At 69.6% G+C, this 18,617-nt stretch carries 15 protein-coding genes and 1 pseudogene; 7 read left to right on the top strand and 9 right to left on the bottom strand.

Going from position 1 to position 18,617, the window contains the following annotated elements; all coding sequences use genetic code 11:
• Positions 1 to 26 precede the first annotated feature (26 nt).
• Together PGN25_19515 and PGN25_19510 are read left to right on the top strand one after the other, a co-directional pair.
• Positions 27 to 1,001: a methyltransferase domain-containing protein gene (locus PGN25_19515; GenBank protein ID MEH3119702.1), complete on the top strand. Its 975-nt coding sequence runs from the start codon at positions 27 to 29 to the stop codon at positions 999 to 1,001.
• A 41-nt stretch (positions 1,002 to 1,042) separates the two neighbouring features.
• Positions 1,043 to 1,801, top strand: coding sequence for a YoaK family protein (locus PGN25_19510; protein MEH3119701.1), 759 nt, complete (start codon positions 1,043 to 1,045; stop codon positions 1,799 to 1,801).
• Positions 1,802 to 1,932: 131 nt separating this feature from the next.
• Here the strand turns inward: PGN25_19510 and PGN25_19505 are convergent, their stop codons facing one another.
• The 3 genes from PGN25_19505 to PGN25_19495 form a co-directional block, all read right to left on the bottom strand.
• Positions 1,933 to 2,403: a transposase gene (locus PGN25_19505; GenBank protein ID MEH3119700.1), complete on the bottom strand. Its 471-nt coding sequence runs from the start codon at positions 2,401 to 2,403 to the stop codon at positions 1,933 to 1,935.
• Complete coding sequence (locus PGN25_19500; protein ID MEH3119699.1) at positions 2,400 to 3,011, bottom strand: winged helix-turn-helix domain-containing protein; 612 nt, start codon at positions 3,009 to 3,011, stop codon at positions 2,400 to 2,402. Before PGN25_19500 ends, PGN25_19505 begins: the two co-directional genes overlap by 4 nt.
• Before the next feature lie 153 nt (positions 3,012 to 3,164).
• Positions 3,165 to 4,127, bottom strand: coding sequence for an IS110 family transposase (locus PGN25_19495; GenBank protein MEH3119698.1), 963 nt, complete (start codon positions 4,125 to 4,127; stop codon positions 3,165 to 3,167).
• 624 nt (positions 4,128 to 4,751) lie between these two features.
• On the opposite strand from PGN25_19495, the gene PGN25_19490 reads away from it, so the two are divergent.
• The 4 genes from PGN25_19490 (at position 4,752) to hflX (ending at position 10,527) form a co-directional block, all read left to right on the top strand.
• Positions 4,752 to 7,163 carry a PAS domain-containing sensor histidine kinase gene (locus tag PGN25_19490; GenBank protein ID MEH3119697.1) on the top strand — a complete coding sequence of 804 codons (2,412 nt, stop codon included), beginning with the start codon at positions 4,752 to 4,754 and terminating at the stop codon, positions 7,161 to 7,163.
• A complete protein-coding gene (locus PGN25_19485) occupies positions 7,160 to 8,530 on the top strand; it encodes a sigma-54 dependent transcriptional regulator (protein MEH3119696.1) in 1,371 nt (456 codons plus the stop codon). Before PGN25_19490 ends, PGN25_19485 begins: the two co-directional genes overlap by 4 nt.
• Before the next feature lie 229 nt (positions 8,531 to 8,759).
• On the top strand, positions 8,760 to 9,014 hold the full coding sequence (gene hfq / locus PGN25_19480; protein ID MEH3119695.1) for an RNA chaperone Hfq: 255 nt from the start codon (positions 8,760 to 8,762) through the stop codon (positions 9,012 to 9,014).
• A 97-nt stretch (positions 9,015 to 9,111) separates the two neighbouring features.
• Positions 9,112 to 10,527, top strand: coding sequence for a GTPase HflX (gene hflX, locus PGN25_19475; GenBank protein ID MEH3119694.1), 1,416 nt, complete (start codon positions 9,112 to 9,114; stop codon positions 10,525 to 10,527).
• A gap of 410 nt (positions 10,528 to 10,937) precedes the next feature.
• On the opposite strand, the gene PGN25_19470 is transcribed toward hflX, so the two are convergent.
• From PGN25_19470 to cysC, 4 genes and pseudogenes are all read right to left on the bottom strand, one after another.
• Positions 10,938 to 12,506, bottom strand: coding sequence for a SulP family inorganic anion transporter (locus PGN25_19470; GenBank protein MEH3119693.1), 1,569 nt, complete (start codon positions 12,504 to 12,506; stop codon positions 10,938 to 10,940).
• 22 nt (positions 12,507 to 12,528) lie between these two features.
• Positions 12,529 to 12,787: pseudogene (locus PGN25_19465) on the bottom strand (carbonic anhydrase).
• A gap of 181 nt (positions 12,788 to 12,968) precedes the next feature.
• Positions 12,969 to 13,274, bottom strand: a complete 306-nt coding sequence (locus PGN25_19460; GenBank protein MEH3119692.1) for a hypothetical protein — start codon at positions 13,272 to 13,274, stop codon at positions 12,969 to 12,971.
• A gap of 632 nt (positions 13,275 to 13,906) precedes the next feature.
• On the bottom strand, positions 13,907 to 14,575 hold the full coding sequence (cysC, locus tag PGN25_19455) for an adenylyl-sulfate kinase (protein ID MEH3119691.1): 669 nt from the start codon (positions 14,573 to 14,575) through the stop codon (positions 13,907 to 13,909).
• A 628-nt stretch (positions 14,576 to 15,203) separates the two neighbouring features.
• On the opposite strand from cysC, the gene PGN25_19450 reads away from it, so the two are divergent.
• Complete coding sequence (locus PGN25_19450) at positions 15,204 to 16,991, top strand: ABC transporter ATP-binding protein (protein ID MEH3119690.1); 1,788 nt, start codon at positions 15,204 to 15,206, stop codon at positions 16,989 to 16,991.
• A 116-nt stretch (positions 16,992 to 17,107) separates the two neighbouring features.
• Here PGN25_19450 and PGN25_19445 read toward each other — a convergent pair whose 3' ends face one another.
• Positions 17,108 to 17,566, bottom strand: coding sequence for a type II toxin-antitoxin system RatA family toxin (locus PGN25_19445; GenBank protein MEH3119689.1), 459 nt, complete (start codon positions 17,564 to 17,566; stop codon positions 17,108 to 17,110).
• A 6-nt stretch (positions 17,567 to 17,572) separates the two neighbouring features.
• Entirely contained in the window at positions 17,573 to 18,577 is a 1,005-nt protein-coding gene (gene lipA, locus PGN25_19440; protein ID MEH3119688.1) for a lipoyl synthase, read from the bottom strand.
• Positions 18,578 to 18,617 lie beyond the last annotated feature (40 nt).

Here is an 18,617-nt window from a genome sequence, read left to right as displayed (position 1 = left end):
GCGAAAACCGTCCGAGACACCGCACGATGTCCCGCCAGCGCTCCTCCGGCGACCTCCTCGCCGACCGCCGCTACGCCTATGCCGAGGCCTGTCTCGCGGAGGGCGACCCCGCGGGCGCCGCCGAGATGGCGAGCCAAGCGCTCGAGATCGCCCCGGCCTACGCGCCCGCATGGTCCCTGCTCGGCCGCGCCCGCGAGACCGCCTACGGCCGGAGCCGGGACGAGGCCGACCGTCGGGCGGCGCTCGCCGCCTTCGAGCGGGCGCTCCGCCTCGACCCGGAAGACGCCCTGGGAAGCCGCCTGCACGCGGCGGCGCTCGGCGGCGGCGACGCGCTGGCGGCGATCACGCCGGGCTACGTGCGGGCGCTGTTCGACAGCTACGCCCCGCGCTTCGAGCGCCATCTCGTGGACGATCTCGGCTATCGCGGGCCCGCGATGATGGTCGCGGCCCTCGACGCCCTGCCTTGTGCGCCGCAACACTTCGCGAACGCGCTCGATCTCGGCTGCGGCACCGGCCTGATGGCGCGAGCGCTGACGGGGCGGACCGGGCGGCTCGCCGGCTGCGACCTCTCCCCGGCGATGCTCGCGCTGGCCCGCCGCACCGGACTCTACGAACGGCTGGCGGAGGCCGACCTCGTCACCTTCCTGAGCACGGAGCCGGAGGCCTCCGCCGATCTGATCGCGGCGGCGGACGTCTTCATCTATCTGGCGGATCTCGCGCCGGTGCTCGTCGGCATCGCGCGCGTGCTGCGGCCCGGCGGACTCGCCGTCTTCACGGTGCAGTCGCCGACGCGCGGGGAACCGGGCGTCGTGCTCGGCATCGACGGGCGCTACGCCCATGCCGACGCCTACCTGCGGCAGGCTGCCGAGCGGGCTCGTCTGGCCATCGGCGACATGCGCCCGGCGGCGATCCGGCGCCAAAAAAGTTCAGACGTGCCGGGGCGGATTCTAATCCTACACAAACACTTGATCGAAAGCGTTGCAATGGACGCGGCCGGATAGCCGTATTACCGTTGTGCTGCGGAGCAACATCAGAGACACCGATGGCTGACGAGTCGAACAAGGCCTTTCCGGCGAGTCCGGTGACGCGGGTGCCCATCGCGCTGATGCTGGCGGGCATCGCCGGCGCCGCCGACTCGATCGGCTTCCTCGAATTCTCGCAGCTCTTCATGTCGTTCATGAGCGGCAACACCACGCGCTTCGGCGCGGCCGTGGCGGGCTTCGATTGGGAGGGCACCACCCGGTTCGCCAGCGTGATCGCCCTGTTCTGCTTCGGCGCCTGCATCGGCACGCTGATCGCCGCATGGGCCGGCCGCTACCGGCTCTCGGTGCTGCTGATCATCCAGGCGGTTCTGTTCGCCATCGGCCTGTTCGTCCCGTTCGGGACCACCGCCTTCCCGCTGCACGCCTACCCGATCGTTCTGGCGCTCGGCATCCAGAACGCGACGCTGCAGGACGAGGCGGGCCGCAGCCTCGCCATCACCTACGTCACCGGCACCGTGGTGCGCTTCGGCGCGGGCGTGGCCAACCTGATCCTGCACAAGCCGGCGCCGTCCTTCTGGCTGCAGGCGCCGCTCTGGGGGGCGCTCAGCACCGGCGCGGTGGTCGGCGGCTTCCTCCACGGCTGGTACGGCGAGCGGGCCTTCCTGTTCCCGGCGGCCTTCGCCGCCCTGCTGGCGCTGCTCTCGCTCGTGCTGACGATCGCGCTGAAGGACACGCCCTACGTCTCCGGCGTGGCCGCTCCGCAGCCCGACGCCCATCCCGAGGCGAAGCCGACGGCGACGGTTCGCGCCGCGCGCTGATCCGAGCGCCACGCCCGATCGCGATGCGACCGGGCGTGGCTCATACCGAGCTGCCTGCCGGCGGACGCCCGCCGCCGCGCCTTCGCGCGGGCAACCGGCGATGAGCGGGATCATCGCCGGCTGGTATACCTCTACGCGGATAGCATCCCGGTTTTGGTCTGTCCGATGAGGTGGAAGCGGTCCGTGATGAGGCTGACCAAGTCGGCCTGGTGCTCGTGCAAGCGTTGGAAGAAGTCGTCGAAGGCCTGCTTGAACAGCGCGAACTTGGCGTAGGCCTTGTTGAACAGCACCTTGCGCTTCATGAAGTGCCAGAATCGCTCGATCAGGTTCAGGTTGGGCGCGTAGGACGGCAGATAGACCAGCCGCAGGCGACCGTCAGGCTGGTCGCGCCCCGTCCTCAGTTCGCGCGAGCGATTGTAGCGGGCGTTGTCGAGCACGACGGTGACGCTCTCGGCCGCCGGATGGCAGGCCGCGAGGGTCTCGAACAGGCGGATCATCGCCGCGCTGGTGATCTTCTCCTCCTGATGGTGGATCAGGCTGCGATCCGGCCAAGAGAGAGCACCGTTGAGGTTGAGCCGGGTGCGGCCATGGTTGGATTTCAGTTCGCATGGTTGGATTTCAGTTCGACGGTGGCGCCCCGCCGGATCCAGCCGTGCGCAGGCCGACCCGTGTAGGAGGGGTGGCAGCCGTCGACGAAGTCGAGCGGCGCGTCCGGCCCGGCCGCTTGCATCAGCGGGGCCAGCGTGGCGTCGAGGAAGGCCTGCTGGATGAGAGCATCCGCCTTGGCCGGCACGGATTTGGGCTTCTTGAACACGAAGCCCATCTGCCCGAGCAGGCGGGCCATGGCATGCGGAGCGTAGACGAGGCCGAAGGCCGCCTCGACCTGGGCGCACACGGCCTTGGCCGTCTGAGGCACCGCGGCGGCGATCCAGTCTGACAGGGCAGCCCGCTGAACGGCCGACAGGCGCGAGACCCGTCCCGCGTAGGCCAAGCTCTCCACGCCGGCCCGGCCGCGCTCAAAGTAGAGGGTGCGGTGTTCGGCCACCGTGCTCGCGTCGAGGTACAGCGCCGCGGCGATCCGGGCCGGCATCCAGCCGTCGTCGAGCAACAGCAGTACGTTCAACCGCCGGTGCACCGCACTGTTGAGTTGGCGCCGCATCAGCGCCAGGAAATGCGCCCGGTCCGTGGGAGACAGAATCAGCCCTGCCATCTCCACATGGAATCACGCAAACCCGCACTCGCAAACCCAAAAACAGGATTCCTTCCGAGTCGCGGTATATGATATCATTTCCGATCGATCGCTTCGGGTTTCGCCCCCCTCCGTCATCGCGAGCGGCCGCGAAGCGATCTACCGTGTCTCAGGTCAAGCGGTCTGGAAGGTCTTTCCGGCGCGGACCATGGCGTTGAGGGTGGTGACGAGCTTTCGCACGACGGCGATGAGGGCGAGTTTGTGGGGCTTGCCGGCTTGGCGCAGGCGCTCGTAGAGGCGGCGGAAGACGGGGTTGTGGCGGCTGGCGGTCAGGGCGGCCATGAACATCACGTCGCGCAAGGCTTTGCGTCCGCCGGTGATGCTGGCCGAGCGGATCGAGGAGCCGCTGTGGCAGGTGATGGGCGCCACGCCGACCAGAGCCGCGACCGTGCGCCGGTTCAGGCGGCCGAGTTCCGGCAGCCACGCCAGCAGGGCACGACAGGCCACGGGTCCGACGCCCTTGCACGTGCGCAACAGGGCGGCGGTGCGAGCCAGTTCGGCATCGGCGGCGATGGCTTCGTCCAAGGCCGCGCCGATCGCGGCGATCTGGCCGTCGAGCAGGGCGAGGCTGGCGGTGATCGAGGCGCGCACGATCGTGCTCTCGGTGCGTTCGGCCCGGCACTGCTCGGCCTGTCGCTGATCCTTGAGCTGGCCGAGCCGGGTCATCAGTTCGGCGAGCGCGCGCTGAGCCGGGCTCGGCAGCGGCGGGGCGACTTCGTCCACGGTAAAGGCCGCCAAGGCGGCCAGGACGGCGGCGTCGATCCGATCGGTCTTGGCCAGCCGCGCCTGGGCGCGGGCGAATGCCCGGGCGCGGCCGGGATGGATCCGGCGGATCGGCAGCCCCAGCGCCGTGGCGGCTTCGATCAGCGGCCACTCGTAGCCGCCGGTGGCTTCGCACACGAGGTTGGCGCAGGCGCGCCAGTGCGGCTTGGACAAGGCGGCCGTCAGGGCCGCGACCGTGTTGTCGATGCGGGCGGTGCGTCCGCGCGTGTCGGCCAGATCGACCCAATCCTTCGAGACATCGGCGCCGAGAAAGCAAGGGGAGGCTGGCGCGGTGTGGGCTGGCGAGGCTACCATGACGAGGCCTTTCGCGAGACAGGCAAGGTCCTCTGGCACGGGATTGTAAGCTCGGGCTGCGCCCGCTCTACCGTTCGTGCTCAAGACCGTGGAGGCGCCGCCGACGGATCAAGATTGCTTGCGACCTCGCAGTCGATCCAGAAGCGATCCCGCCGGCGGCCCTCCCGTTGTCGCTCCGGTTCCGTCGCCGGAAAAGACCGACAAACCCAACGTACAATCCAGAGCGCGACCGGGCCGGAAGAAGCTGCGTTTCCCCTCTGTTCTCCACGGCCGCGCCTCGGTAAAGGCGCGCCATGCTGCGCCTTCGCGAGTACCAGCGCACCGCGCTCGACCGGCGCGGGCAAGGCGCTCGTCATCGCCGCCCTGAGATGCAATGGTGGCGCGCCTTCGGCGGCGGCGAACCGGTGCCGATGAGCGGCGCTCGAGCGCGCCGACGAGCTGGAGCGACCCGAGGCCCTGCGGGTCGATGCCGCCGGGCGGCTCACGGAGAGCGTGACGGTACGATTCCCTGACGGGCGCCGGTTCCGCGATCTGCGCCGTTGGGGACGCTGGCCGCATGAGCCGGCGCGGAAGCTGGGCCGTTTCGTATTAATTTCGCCACACTGTTGTGGCCCCGCATCAGCCATGCCGCTCCTGTCGCGACGTCCCCGAACAGCGCCGTCCGACGCCTCGTCCGAGCGGGACGGCGCGGATGGGATCGTGCGTCGGTTCGACTCGCCCCCGCGCGGCCCCGGCTGGATCGGGGCGGCGGTGGTCGTCACGGCGCTGATCTCGGCCACGCTCACCTTCCTGATCCTGGCCGGCATCATCCGCATCACGCGCACGCCCGCCACCGGCGTCACGCTGCTCTCGGTCAACGCCGCCCTGGTGCTGGCTCTCGTCGTCGTGATCGCCTGGGAGGCGCGGGTCTTCCTGCATGCCCGGCGCACCCACGCCGCCGTGGCGCGGCTGCACACCCGCATCGTCGGCCTGTTCAGCTTGATCGCGATCCTGCCGACGATCCTGCTCGCCATCGTCGCCTCGGTGACGATCGACATCGGCCTCTCGCTCGGCTTCACCGACCGGGTCCGCGACGTGGTGCTGAAATCCGTGCAGGTGGCGGACGCCTACCAGGAGAACCACTGCCAGTCGCTCGCCCGCGAGATCCGCATCCTCACCGACGACCTCACCCGCGCGCGCCCGAACTTCGACGTGAACCGCGAGTGGTTCGAGGGCTTCATGACGACCCGCGCCCAGGCGCTGGGCCTGCCGATCGCCAAGATCATGCGCGGGCCGAACGAGGTGGTGGCGCGGGCCAACATCGACGTGCTGAAACAGACCCGCCTGCCCTCGGCGGCGGCCTTCGAGGATGCCGCGAAGTCGAGCGACCCGATCTGCCTGCTGCCCAACGAGGGCCGGGTCTTCGCCGCGCTCCTGCGGATGCCGGCCTACGACAACGCCGTGCTGCTGGTGCAGCGGGAGGTGAGCCAACTCGCCATCGACTTCCCCGGCGTCGCCCGGGCCGCGGCGGCCGAGTACCTCACCTTCGACGAACTGCGCCGCTACGTGCAGATCGCCTTCGCCTCGGTCTTCATCCTGATCGCGCTGATCACCCTGCTCTCGGCGGTGTGGTTCGGGCTGAACTTCGCCAACCGCTTCGTCGCCCCGATCCGCCGGCTCATCAACGCCGCCGACGAGGTCGCCGCCGGCAATTTTTACGCCCGCGTGCCGGCGCGCAAGTCCGACGGGGACCTTGCCCATCTCGGCGAGAGCTTCAACACCATGACGCTGGAGCTGCGCCGTCAGCACGATGGCCTGCGGGCGGCCAACGACCTGATCGACCGCCGCCGCCGCTTCACCGAGGCCGTGCTCTCGGGCGTCTCGCCGGGCGTGCTCGGCGTCGATGCGGACGGGGTCATCACCATCGCCAACCCGGGCGCCGAGCGCACCCTCGGTCTCACGGCCAGGGAACTGGTCGGCCAGGCTCTCACGAACGTCGTGCCGGAGATCGCCGCGCTGTTCCCGGAAGCCGAGGGGCGGCAGCGCGCGCTGCAGCAGCAGATCCAACTGGTGCGCGGGGGCCGCGAGCGCACCATCGCCGTGCGGGTGACGAGCGAACAGGCGCAAGGGGAGGCCCGCGGCTACGTGGTGACGCTCGACGACATCACCGATCTCGTCACCGCCCAGCGCACCTCCGCCTGGGCCGACGTGGCCCGGCGCATCGCCCACGAGATCAAGAATCCGCTGACCCCGATCCAGCTCTCGGCCGAACGGATTCGCCGGAAGTACGGAAAAGTGATCACGACCGACAAGGACGTGTTCGAGCAATGCACCGCCACGATCGTGCGGCAGGTGGACGAGATCAAGCGGATGGTGGACGAGTTCTCCTCCTTCGCCCGGATGCCCAAGCCCGCGATCACGCAGCAGGATCTGGCCGAGATCGCCCGGCAGAACCTGTTCATGCTGCGCATGGCCCATCCCGACATGGATTTCCCGTTCGAGACGGTGGGCGCCGACGAGAAGGGCCGCGTGGTCGCCGCCTTCGACGTCCGGCTGTTCTCCCAGGCGCTGACCAACATCCTGAAGAACGCCGTCGAGGCCGTGCAGGCGGTGCCCGAGGCCGTTCTGACCGCTGACGGCGGGCAGGGCCGGGTCGCGCTGCGGCTGCTTGCCGAGGACGCCTTCGTCGTGGTCGAGGTCACCGACAACGGAAAAGGCTTCCCGGCGGAGGGGCGCCAGCGCCTGCTCGAACCCTATATGACGACCCGCGAGGGCGGGACGGGCCTCGGACTCGCGATCGTTTCCAAGGTGCTCGAAGAGCATGGCGGGGGCATCGAGCTGAACGACAACCCGCAGGGACGCGGCGGACAGGTCCGCATGCGGCTGCCGCGGGAAATCGGGCAGGACGGCGGGAACGGGGCCGGACGGACGGCCGAGCCCGGTGACGGAGGAGCGCATCGGCGCTCCGCGGCGTCGGACGCGCGTGACGGGACAACGATGGACAAGAACACGGAGGACGCCATGGAAGCGCGACGCGTCGCGGAGATGCAGCCATGAGCGCCGATATCCTGATCGTCGACGACGAAGCCGACATCCGCGATCTCGTCGCGGGTATCCTGGACGACGAGGGGCACCGCACCCGCACCGCCGCCGGCTCCGACGAGGCCCTGGCCGCGATCGAGTCGCGCCGGCCCCACCTCGTCTTCCTCGACATCTGGCTCCAGGGCTCGCGCCTCGACGGCTTGCAGGTGCTCGACCTGATCAAGGCCGGGCACCCGGACCTGCCGGTGGTGATGATCTCGGGCCACGGCAACATCGAGACCGCGGTGGCGGCGATCAAATCGGGCGCCTACGACTTCATCGAGAAGCCGTTCAAGGCCGACCGGCTGATCCTCGTCGCCGAGCGGGCGCTCGAAGCCTCGCGCCTGAAGCGCGAGGTGCGCGACCTCAAGGTGCGCTCGGGTCAGGCGAGCCGCATCGTCGGCGGCTCGGTGGCGGTCAACCAGTTGCGCCAGACCATCGAGCGCGTGGCGCCGACCAACGCCCGCGTGATGATCTCAGGCGCCCCGGGTGCCGGCAAGGAACTGTCGGCGCGCACCCTGCACGCAGCCTCCTCGCGGGCGAGCGGGCCCTTCGTCGTCATCAACGCGGCGACGATCACGCCCGAGACGATGGAGGCCGAGCTGTTCGGCGTCGAAGGGGGCGAGGGCCGGATGCGACGGGTCGGCGCCCTGGAGGAAGCCCATGGCGGCTCCCTCTACATCGACGAAGTCGCCGACATGCCCAAGGAAACGCAGAGCCGTATCCTGCGCGTTCTCGTCGATCAGAACTTCCAGCGCGTCGGCGGCACGGCCCGCGTCCATGTCGACGTGCGCATCATCTCCTCCTCCTCGCGTGATCTCACGGAGGAGATCGGCGCCGGGCGGTTCCGCGAGGACCTGTTCCACCGCCTCTCGGTGGTGCCGATCCGCATCCCCTCGTTGGCCGAGCGGCGCGAGGACGTGCCGGAACTGATCGCCTTCTTCATGGAGCAGATCTCGGCGGCCACCGGCCTGCCGCGGCGGCGCATCGCCGAGGATGCGATGGCGGTGCTGCAATCGCACGATTGGCCCGGCAACGTCCGTCAGTTGCGCAACAACGTCGAGCGGCTGATGATCCTGACCCAGAGCGATCCGGAGCAGGACGTCACCTCCGAGATGCTGCCGACCGAGATCGGCGCGCTGGTGCCGACGACGCCGACCGGTGCCGGCGGCGAGAAGCTGATGAGCCTCGCCCTGCGCGAGGCCCGCGAAATCTTCGAGCGGGAGTATCTCGTCGCTCAGATCGCCCGCTTCTCGGGCAACATCTCCCGCACGGCCGAATTCATCGGCATGGAGCGCTCGGCGCTGCACCGTAAGCTGAAGTCGCTCGGGATCGGCCCCTGAGGCAGCCCGCCGCCGGTTCGACGCACGAACCGGCGGCCGATCTGGTTGCAAGACGTGGATATTGACGCGCCGCGCCGCGGAGACCCTCTTGCGTCGCGGCAAGCTTCGCCCTGTAATGAAAAGCCCCGGGGAAACGGTGACGACACGTCGCGACCGGGTCGTCGGCCCGCGCTCCCCCTACGGGACCCGGCCGATCCGCGGTGCCGGTTCGAAACAAGGATAACAAGAAATGGCGGGCGAGCGCGCTCAGAACCTTCAGGACACGTTCCTCAACCATGTCCGCAAGAACAAGATCCCGCTGACGATCTTCCTCGTCAATGGCGTCAAGCTTCAAGGTGTCGTGACCTGGTTCGACAATTTCTGCGTCCTGCTGCGTCGCGACGGGCATTCGCAGCTCGTCTACAAGCACGCGATCTCGACGATCATGCCCGGCCACCCGGTGCAGTTGTTCGAGCCGGACGAGACGGCCCCCGACAAGGCGTGACCGCGGAAGGCCGATCGATTTCCGTCATTTGCGCAAGCCGGTGGATGCAAAATGGCGTCATCGTCCCGACATGAGGGAACGATGACACGGAGACGCCATGACTGAACCGCTTCCGCCCGGCGAAGCCCGCCTGCGGGCGAAGGCCGCCCCCGAGGGCGAGATCGCCGCCGCGACCCGCACGCTGGTGCTCGGCCCTTACCTGACCCGCGCCGGCCAGCGCCTCACGCCGGGGCAGACGGAGACGGTGCGCTCCGACGAGGCGCGGCTCGACGAGGCAGTGGGCCTCGCCGCAGCCATCGATCTCGACATTGCCCGGGCGATCTCGGTCCACATCCAGCGCCCGCGTCCCTCGACCTATCTCGGCAAGGGCCGGGTCGAGGAGGTGGCCGGCCTGATCACAGCCGAGGAGATCGGCCTCGTGGTGATGGACTGCGCCCTGTCGCCGGTGCAGCAGCGCAACCTCGAAAAGGCCTGGGGTGCCAAGGTCATCGACCGCACCGGCCTGATCCTCGAAATCTTCGGGCGCCGCGCCTCGACCCGCGAGGGCACGCTTCAGGTCGAGCACGCCCACCTCGCCTATCAGCGGTCGCGGCTCGTCCGCTCCTGGACCCACTTGGAACGGCAGCGCGGCGGCTTCGGCTTCCTCGGCGGCCCCGGCGAGACCCAGATCGAGGCCGACCGGCGCATGATCCAGGAGCGGATGACCCGGATCGAGCGCGACCTCGACGCGGTGACCCGCACCCGCGGCCTGCACCGCAAGAGCCGCGCCCGGGTGCCCTACCCCATCGTCGCGCTCGTCGGCTACACGAATGCGGGCAAGTCGACCCTGTTCAACGCGCTGACCAAGGCCGAGGTGCGGGCACAGGACATGCTGTTCGCCACCCTCGACCCGACCGCCCGGGCGACCAAGCTGCCTCACGGCGAGACGGTGATCCTGTCCGACACGGTCGGCTTCATCTCCGACCTGCCGACTTCGTTGATCGCCGCCTTCCGCGCCACGCTGGAAGACGTGATCGAGGCCGATATCCTGCTGCATGTCCGCGACGTCTCGCACGGCGACACGCAGGCCCAGGCGGAGGATGTCGAGGCGGTTCTGCGCGAACTCGGCATCGAGCCGGACGCCGAGCGGATCGTCGAGGTGTGGAACAAGGCCGACCTGCTGGACGAGGGCGAACGCATGCGGCTGCTCAACCTCAGCGCCGCGCATCGCGGCGCCGGGCCGGCGCCGATCCTCGTCTCGGCCCTGACCGGCGAGGGGCTTCCCGCGTTGACCGAGCGGATCGAGGCGCAGGTGGCCCGCGCCCGCTCGACCTTCGCGGTGACCCTTCCGCCGGAGGACGGCGCCGCCCTGAACTGGCTCTACGAGAACGCCGAGGTGCTCGACCGGCAGGCGGATTCGGGCGGGGCGATCGCCATGACGATCCGCATCGCACCGGAGAAGGAGCCGCGCTTCCTCAACCGGTTCGAGGCCGCCCAGCGCATCGGCGGTCCGCAGGGCCTGCCGGCCGCATGAAGACGGTTTCCGGCTGACCGTTTCGGGTTCCGCCGCGCTCCGTCATCGCGCGCGGCCGCGAAGCGATCCAGGGCGCGACAGGTCCGGAAAGGGCGCGCCCTGGTTTGCCACGGCTTCGCCTCGCAAGGACGCAGGAGAAGCCGAAGCCATCGACCGGATGGTGTATGAGACGGTTTCCGGTTGATCGGCTCGGTTCCTCACCCGTCATCGCGAGCGAATGCGAAGCGATCCAGGCCGCCGCCCTATCCGGAGGTGTCGCGCCCTGGATCGCCACGGCTTCGCCTCGCGATGACGGAGCATGGCAAAGACCGAAGCGATCGACCGGATACCGTATGAGACCACGCGCCAAAAGAGAAAGGCCGGTGCCGCGATGGACGGCACCGGCCTTTCTCATTGTCCCGCTCTCGCCCTCAATCCTTCGGTGCCGCGTGGGCGACCATGGCGAGGCTGTGGTGCAGGCCGCTCGCGCCGCCGCCGATCACTTCGATCCGGGCACCCGTCTTCGCCCGCCGCGTCGCCCATTCCCGGATCATCTCCAGGCAGGTGTGGTCGACGTGGCGCAGGTCTTCCGCGGCGAGGCGGACCGGGGTGCCCTCCGGCGTGCGCTCCAGCGCCGCGTTGAGGTGCGGCAGTTGCAGGAAGGTCGCCGAACCCGAGAGCCGCAGTTCCGGCACCGCCTGGACCGCCCCGCCCTGCACCGTCTGCGCCGCGCCGCCCTCGATCTTGAGCGGGCCGCGGAGATAGTGCGGGATGACCTGGACGAGGCTCAGGGCGAGGCCGGTGAGCACGCCGGTCAGCAGGTCGGTGGCGACGACCATCACCATGGTCGCGAGCCAGATCGCGGCGGTCGGCAGACCGTAGCGCTCGTGCAGGTGGAAGGCGTGGGCCGGGCTGACGAGGCGCCAGCCGGTCACGACGAGGATGCCGGCGAGCGCGGCCGTCGGCACCAGCTTCAGCACCATCGGCAGGACCAGCAGGAAGGCCAGGATCCAGCTTCCGTGCAGGATCGTGGAAGCCCGGGTCACCGCACCGGCCTGGACGTTGGCCGAGGAGCGCACGATCACGCCGGTCATCGGCAGTCCGCCGGCGAACCCGCACAGGATGTTGCCGACGCCCTGCGCGCCGAGCTCGCGGTTGTACTGCGTGCGCGGGCCGTCATGCATCCGATCCACCGCCGCCGCCGAGAGCAGGCTCTCGGCACTGGCGACGACCGCCAGCGTGATCGCCATCAGGATCATGGCCGGCTCGGTCAGACGGCTCCAGTCCCCTGCTCCCGGAAGGGCGACCGAGGCGAAGATGTTCTCGGGCACCACGACCCGCTTGACCGCCATGTCGCCGACGACGGCGACGAGGGTGCCGGCCAGGACGCCGACGAGGGCGCCCGGGATCAGCTTCAGCGTCGCGGGGCGGATCTTCTCCCAGCCGAGCATCGCCACGATGGTGACGAGGCCGACGATCACGGCACCGGGCCGGTTGCCGTCGGGGCCGGAGACGAAGTTGAAGAAGGCGGCCGGGATGGCGACGAGGTTGTCGAGGCCGTTGGCCTTGGGCAGTGCGTCGGTCAGCACGTGGATCTGTGCCAGCACGATCAGGATGCCGATACCCGCGAGCATGCCGTGCACGACCGCCGGAGAGATCGCGCGGAACCAGCCGCCGACGCGCAGCGCCCCGGCGAGGAGCTGGATGGCACCCGCCGCGACGAGGACCGGGCCCAGGGCCTCGATGCCCTGCTCGCGCACGAATTCGAAGACGATGACGGCCAGACCCGCGGCCGGACCGCTGACCTGAAGCGGCGAGCCGGCGAGGAAGCCGACGACGATGCCGCCGATCACGCCGGTGATGAGGCCGCGCTCGGCGGGCACGCCGGACGCGATGGCGATGCCCATGCAGAGCGGCATCGCCACGAGGAAGACGACGAAGGAGGCCGGAAGATCCCGGGCCAGGGTCGGCGGCATCAGTCGGCCGAGGGCGGCACGCATGGCAAGGGTCCTACTCCGCTGCGACGGCGTACTCGATCGCCGAGGACACACCGCCGTTCTGCTGGGTGAAGGGCGGCACGATGTCGTCGGCGTTGCGGCAGACGAAGAGGTCGCCCGGACCGGATTGGGGGATGCGCTCGGGCGAGACGCGGGAATCGCCGCAGGCGATGATCAGAGCCTGCGGGCGGCTGCCCGTCGCGGACCAGTTGCCGATATATCTGCCGCTGGCCCGGAAAGACCGTCCCCCGGAAGGTCGAGAGGCCTTGGAAGATACCGTCCACGTCAAACCTCGCTGTGCCGTCCCCGCGCTCGTCGCCGGGACGATCGAACACTTGCCGGGCAGGCGAGACATCGCCTGCCGGTTGCGAAGTCCAGGCGGGCAGGCACGGTGATGTCCCGTGCATCCGGCCGATCCGTCGCGATCGGCCGGATGCAGACGAGGCGTGTGGTGGGTATCGGGGCTCAGCGTGCCCGGCGCGGCGCGGTCCCCGCCGACCAGTGCGGATCCACCGCGCCCGAGCGAAGAGCCGCCCGGGCGGGGCTCGTCCTGGCGCCGGCATTCTCGCTCAGCATCGGCGCGCCGAGGATCTGGCCCGAGCCCATCCGCTGCGAATGGAGCGAATGGGGGTCGTGGTAGGGGTCGTCCACGTAGCTGCTCATGAAAGCGCCGCCAGCCTGCTGTCGGCTGCCGGGCGCACCTTCCGCCTGCACGGCGACGGGGAAAGCCACCGCCGCAGCCAGGAAACCGATCGTCATCATCCGCTTCATATCGACCACCCTCTCGTAATCCCTGAGCTGCGAACTTTTTCGTCTTCTTCAGGCTTCGCAAGAAGACAGTAATCCCATGAAATATATTTGGAAAGTGCGTTTTATCACAGGAATATACTTTAAATTTAATCCCGGCCGTTTGTTCGCCGGGTGCGGCATGGCACGCGCCGTCGATAAATTGCCCGTGATGAGCGGATGAAAATCCACAGGGCTCAGTCAGCCGATATCGTCGTCGGGTGTGCAGAGACGGATCGGACCGCGACCGAGCCACGCGGTGAGGCGGCAAGACCGTCATCGCCGGAGGCGCTTACCCGATGACGGGCGTGCCCCGGCCTCCGCTCTCGATGGCGGCCGGGCCTGCGGTGGAGCGCTTGCTCGTTCGATGTCCTCGCGTCGTTTCGGCGTGCCTGCGGCGCCTGATCCGTCGCGGCCTTCGTCCCGCGACGCCGGAGCGAGGAGAGTTCGGCCGAGTCTTTCAGGATCGGCGCGAGCCTGAGGCGGTTTCGAAGGTTTCGCGCAACCTCTCGTCGGGAGCGAACGGAAGGAGGCCGCTCTCGCGAAGTCGGGATGGGTCTCGTGATCGAAACGGACGGCCTCGGCCGGAGCGGCCGATCCCGCCCCGCAGGATCGGATCAGCCCTTCCGCCCCCGCCTGTCCTCGGCGCGTTCGGCGTGCGTATGCGACGCGTCCGCACTCAGGCGCAGCAGCGCCGCGATCAGCGGCTGTGCCGAATCCATCACGGCGCGATCACGGGTTTCCAGCGTCAGGTCGGGTGCCGTCGGGGCCTCGTAGGGGGCCGAGATGCCGGTGAAGTCGGGGATCTCGCCGGCGCGCGCGCGGTCGTAGAGCCCTTTCGGGTCGCGGGCCTCGCAGACCGAGAGCGGCGTGTCGATGAAGACTTCGAGGAACGGGATGTCGCCGGCGATCGCCCGGGCGGCGGCGCGCTCGGCGCGGAACGGCGAGATCAGCGAGACGATCACCACCAGTCCGGCATCCGCCATCAGCCGTGCGGCCTCGGCGGCGCGGCGGATGTTCTCGATCCGGTCGGCTGCGGTGAAGCCGAGGTCGCGGTTGAGGCCGTGGCGCAGGTTGTCGCCGTCGAGCACCATGGTGCCGCGGCCTGCTTCCGTCAGAGCTCGGTCGACGGCGTTGGCGATGGTCGATTTGCCGGCGCCGGACAGGCCGGTGAGCCACGCAATGGCCGGCCGCTGCCCCATCCGCACCCAGCGCCGCTCACGCGGCTGCAGCGGCTGCCAGGTCAGGGTGTCCGGCGGATTCGCCGTGGGTTTCGCTGCGACCAAACCATCATCCTCCAATCCCCCTGCGGCGTTCGGCCGAGAGTCGCCTCCCGCGCCGGACACCGGACGAAATGCTCCGGTTCGCGCCGAAAGGCAAAAGATGAGGAAGTTTCTCCGGCCGGCCCTGCGCACCTTTGCAGATTTCGACCATCGCTCCTCTCGCCCTCGCCCGTCATTCCGGGGGGCGTGCAGCGAAACCCGGACATCCACCCGTGATGCGCGATTCGCGTAGAGGGTCGCGGCCGGTCGTGGGCTGCACGTCTCCGGCGCGCCGGAATGACGACGGAGGGAGCGGATCGGGTGGATCGGCACCCTGAAACGCCTGCCGTGTTGACCCGCGTTCGGAGCCCTGGCTGATCCGTATCGGACGTTGCGAATCGGCTTCGGGTCGACTACCTGTCGAGGCGCTCGCGTTCGAACAGGGAGGCGCAATATGGTTGTCGGCATCGTCTCCCGTCACGCAGGGATCGCTCCGTTTCCTACCGGAATCGCCTAGGCGCATTCCTCCGCCGCCCGGCCAGACGGCCCCCGCGGCTCACGCCCCCTCCCCAGTCTGATGACGCCGGGCCACGCCATCGAGCGGTCGCCCCTTGCGTCTCTCGGAGCCGACGCGTCGCCGTCGGGCGCTGCCATGTCCCTGTCTTCCCCCCGGCGCGCGGATACGGTCCGCCGCGTCCTCGCCTTCGTCGTCCGCGGCTGGCGCGAGCGCCTCGGCCTCGTCGCCGCGCTCGCCGCCGCCATCACGCTTGCCACCCTCGCCGACGTGATGCTGCCGCTCTACGCCGGCCGCCTCGTCGATGCGCTGTCGGGCGCCGAGCGCCACGCGGCGCTTCGGGCGGCGATGCCGGCCTTTCTCGTGATGACGGCGTTGAGCCTCGCGACGATCCTGTTGCGCCACGTCGCCTGGAGCCTCGTCGTCCCGCTGACCCTCGGCACCATGTCCGACATCGCCCGCCGGAGCTTCGCCCGCGTCCAGCGCTTCTCGACCGAGTGGCACGCCAACACCTTCTCGGGCTCGACCGTGCGCAAGATCTCGCGCGGCATGTGGGCGCTCGACGGGCTCAACGACGTGCTGCTGCTCTCGGTCCTGCCTTCCGTCGTCGTGCTCGTCGGCACGACGGTGGTGCTCGGCCTGCACTGGCCGGCGATGGGCGCGGTGGTCGGGCTCGGCGCGCTCGCCTATGTCGGCACCGCCGTGTTCCTGGCGACGCGGGTGATCGCGCCCGCGGCGACGCTGTCGAACGCCCTCGACACCCGGCTCGGCGGCGCGCTCAGCGACACGATCGGCAACAACGCCGCGGTCAAGGCCTTCGGCGCGGAAGCGCGCGAGGACGAGCGGCTCGCCCGCGTCCTGTCGAAGTGGCGGCGGCGTACCCGGCGCACCTGGATGATCGTGACCTGGAGCGGCACCGCCCAGCTCGGGCTTCTGCTCGCCTTCCGCACCGCCATCGTCGCCACCGCCTTGTGGCTCTGGTGGCAGGGTCGGGCGAGCCCGGGCGAGGTCGCCTACGTGCTGACCACCTACTTCGTGGTCCACGGCTATCTCCGCGACATCGGCGGCCACATCAACCACCTCCAGCGCTCGGTCAACGAGATGGAGGAGTTGGTGGCCCTGGAGGCGGAGCCCGTCGGCGTCGCCGACCGTCCCGGGGCCGTCCCGCTCGCGGTCGGCGGCGGGGCGATCGGCTTCGAGGCGGTGCGCTTCCACTACGGCTCCCACGGCACGCCGCTCTACGACGGATTGTCGGTGACGGTTCCCGCCGGTCAGCGCGTCGGCCTCGTCGGGCGCTCGGGTTCCGGCAAGACGACCTTCGTCAAGCTGATCCAGCGGCTCTACGACGTCGGCGGCGGACGGGTGACGATCGACGGGCAGGACGTGGCAGGGGCGACGCAGGCGAGCCTGCGGGCGCAGGTCGCCATCGTGCCGCAGGAGCCGGTGCTGTTTCACCGCTCGCTCGCCGAGAACATCGCCTATGGCCGGCCCGGGGCCTCGACCGAGGAGATCGAGCGGGCGGCGCGGCTCGCCAACGCGCACGACTTCATCGCGCGGCTGCCGAAGGGCTACGCCACGCTGGTGGGCGAGCGGGGCGTGAAGCTCTCCGGCGGCGAGCGCCAGCGGGTGGCGCTGGCCCGTGCCTTCCTGGCGGACGCGCCGATCCTGATCCTCGACGAGGCGACCTCCAGCCTCGATTCGGAATCGGAGGCGCTGGTGCAGGAGGCGATGGAGCGCCTGATGCGCGGGCGCACCGCCGTCGTCATCGCCCACCGCCTCTCGACGGTGCGCGCCCTCGACCGCATCCTGGTGTTCGACCGCGGCCGCATCGTCGAGGACGGGCCGCACGCCGCGCTGATGCGGCGCCCGAACGGGGCCTATCGCGCCCTGTTCGAGCGGCAATCGGTGCTGGCGGAGAGCGCATGAGGATTCCGTTCGTCCGCGGCCGGAACCTGACCGCGGGGCAGGTCTTCATCGCGCCCCGGCATCGAGACGGCCTCGGCGGGCGTTTCCGCCGATTGGAATTACGGTCGGGGAAAAAGTCAGGCCGGCGTGCCGTAGATCGCCGTTGCCCGGCCCTCGAAGGCGTCGGTGAACTTGCGAAAGGCGCGGTCGAACATCGAGCCCATCAGCAGGCCCAGCGTGCGGCTCTTGAACTCGTAGGTGATGAAGAAGTCGACCTCGCAGCCGCCATCCGCCGTCTCGCGGAAGGTCCAGCGGTTCTCGAGATGCCGGAACGGCCCGTCGATGTACGCGGCGGTGATCTTGCGGTTCTCGCGGTCGAGGGTGACGCGGGTGGTGAAGCGCTCGCGGATCGCCTTGTAGCCGACGCCCATCTCCGCGACCCGGACGCGCGTGCCGTTCGGTCCGTCCGCGTCGCGCAAGACCCGCAGCGACTCGCACAGCGGCAGGAACTCGGGATAGCGCTCGATATCCGCCACGAGATCGTACATCTGCGTCGCGGTGTGGCGCACTTTCCTCGTGATGCGGAAGGAGGGCATGCGGGCTCAGGCGCTGGCGGCGATCGGCGCGGGCCCGAGCTTGGCCAGGCGCGCCGCCTTCAGCCGGGCGAAATCCTCGCCGGCATGGTGCGACGAGCGCGTGAGCGGCGTCGCCGAGACCAGCAGGAAGCCCTTGGCGTAGGCGGTGGTCTCGTAGGCCTTGAACGCGTCCGGCGGCACGAAGCGCACGACCTCATGGTGCTTGCGGGTCGGTTGCAGATATTGGCCGATGGTGAGGAAGTCGACCTCTGCCGAGCGCAGATCGTCCATGAGCTGCAGGACTTCGTTCCGCTCCTCGCCCAGGCCCACCATGATGCCGGACTTGGTGAAGATGGTCGGATCGAGTTCCTTCACCCGCTGCAGCAGGCGCACCGAGTGGAAGTAGCGTGCGCCGGGCCGCACGGTGACGTACTTGCCGGGCACGGTTTCGAGGTTGTGGTTGAACACGTCGGGCTTGGCCGCGACCACGACTTCGAGGGCGCCGGGCTTCCTGAGGAAGTCGGGCGTCAGGATCTCGACCGTGGTGCCGGGGCTCGCCCGGCGAATGGCGGCGATGGTGCGGGAAAAATGCTCGGCGCCGCCATCCTTGAGATCGTCGCGATCGACCGAGGTGACGACGACGTGGTGCAGGCCGAGCTTGGCCACGGCCTCGGCGACCTTCTCCGGCTCGGCCGCGTCGAGCCCCTCCGGCAGGCCGGTGCGCACGTTGCAGAACGAGCAGGCCCGGGTGCAGGTGTCCCCCATGATCATGAAGGTGGCGTGGCGCTTCTCCCAGCACTCGCCGATATTGGGGCAGCCCGCCTCCTCGCAGACGGTGACGAGCTTGTTGGCGCGGACGATGTCCTTCGTCTCGGCCCACAGCTTCGAGCCCGGCGCCTTGACCCGGATCCAGTCCGGCTTGCGCTGGATCGCCGTGTCGGGCCGGTGCGCCTTCTCCGGATGGCGCGGACGCGCGAGCGCCTCCGCCTTCGGCCGGGTGTCGTTGTTCAGGAGGTCGAGGACGACGGCCATGGCGATGCGGGGTGAGCGTCACGGGAACCGGACCGGTGAG

Origin of the sequence: Methylorubrum populi (genome assembly GCA_036946625.1) — a bacterium.
GTDB lineage: Bacteria > Pseudomonadota > Alphaproteobacteria > Rhizobiales > Beijerinckiaceae > Methylobacterium > Methylobacterium populi_C.
The sequence above is the reverse complement of the archived record's forward strand: the minus strand, read 5'-3'. Positions and strand labels throughout refer to the sequence as shown.

Bases quoted from the DNA above. Each gene is read 5' to 3' on its own strand.
- PGN25_19515 (MEH3119702.1), top strand. From the start codon at position 27: ATGTCCCGCCAGCGCTCCTCCGGCGACCTCCTCGCCGACCGCCGCTAC.
- PGN25_19510 (MEH3119701.1), top strand. From the start codon at position 1,043: ATGGCTGACGAGTCGAACAAGGCCTTTCCGGCGAGTCCGGTGACGCGG.
- PGN25_19500 (MEH3119699.1), bottom strand. From the start codon at position 3,011: ATGGCAGGGCTGATTCTGTCTCCCACGGACCGGGCGCATTTCCTGGCG.
- PGN25_19495 (MEH3119698.1), bottom strand. From the start codon at position 4,127: ATGGTAGCCTCGCCAGCCCACACCGCGCCAGCCTCCCCTTGCTTTCTC.
- PGN25_19490 (MEH3119697.1), top strand. From the start codon at position 4,752: ATGCCGCTCCTGTCGCGACGTCCCCGAACAGCGCCGTCCGACGCCTCG.
- PGN25_19485 (MEH3119696.1), top strand. From the start codon at position 7,160: ATGAGCGCCGATATCCTGATCGTCGACGACGAAGCCGACATCCGCGAT.
- hfq (MEH3119695.1), top strand. From the start codon at position 8,760: ATGGCGGGCGAGCGCGCTCAGAACCTTCAGGACACGTTCCTCAACCAT.
- hflX (MEH3119694.1), top strand. From the start codon at position 9,112: ATGACTGAACCGCTTCCGCCCGGCGAAGCCCGCCTGCGGGCGAAGGCC.
- PGN25_19470 (MEH3119693.1), bottom strand. From the start codon at position 12,506: ATGCGTGCCGCCCTCGGCCGACTGATGCCGCCGACCCTGGCCCGGGAT.
- PGN25_19460 (MEH3119692.1), bottom strand. From the start codon at position 13,274: ATGAAGCGGATGATGACGATCGGTTTCCTGGCTGCGGCGGTGGCTTTC.
- PGN25_19450 (MEH3119690.1), top strand. From the start codon at position 15,204: ATGTCCCTGTCTTCCCCCCGGCGCGCGGATACGGTCCGCCGCGTCCTC.
- PGN25_19445 (MEH3119689.1), bottom strand. From the start codon at position 17,566: ATGCCCTCCTTCCGCATCACGAGGAAAGTGCGCCACACCGCGACGCAG.
- lipA (MEH3119688.1), bottom strand. From the start codon at position 18,577: ATGGCCGTCGTCCTCGACCTCCTGAACAACGACACCCGGCCGAAGGCG.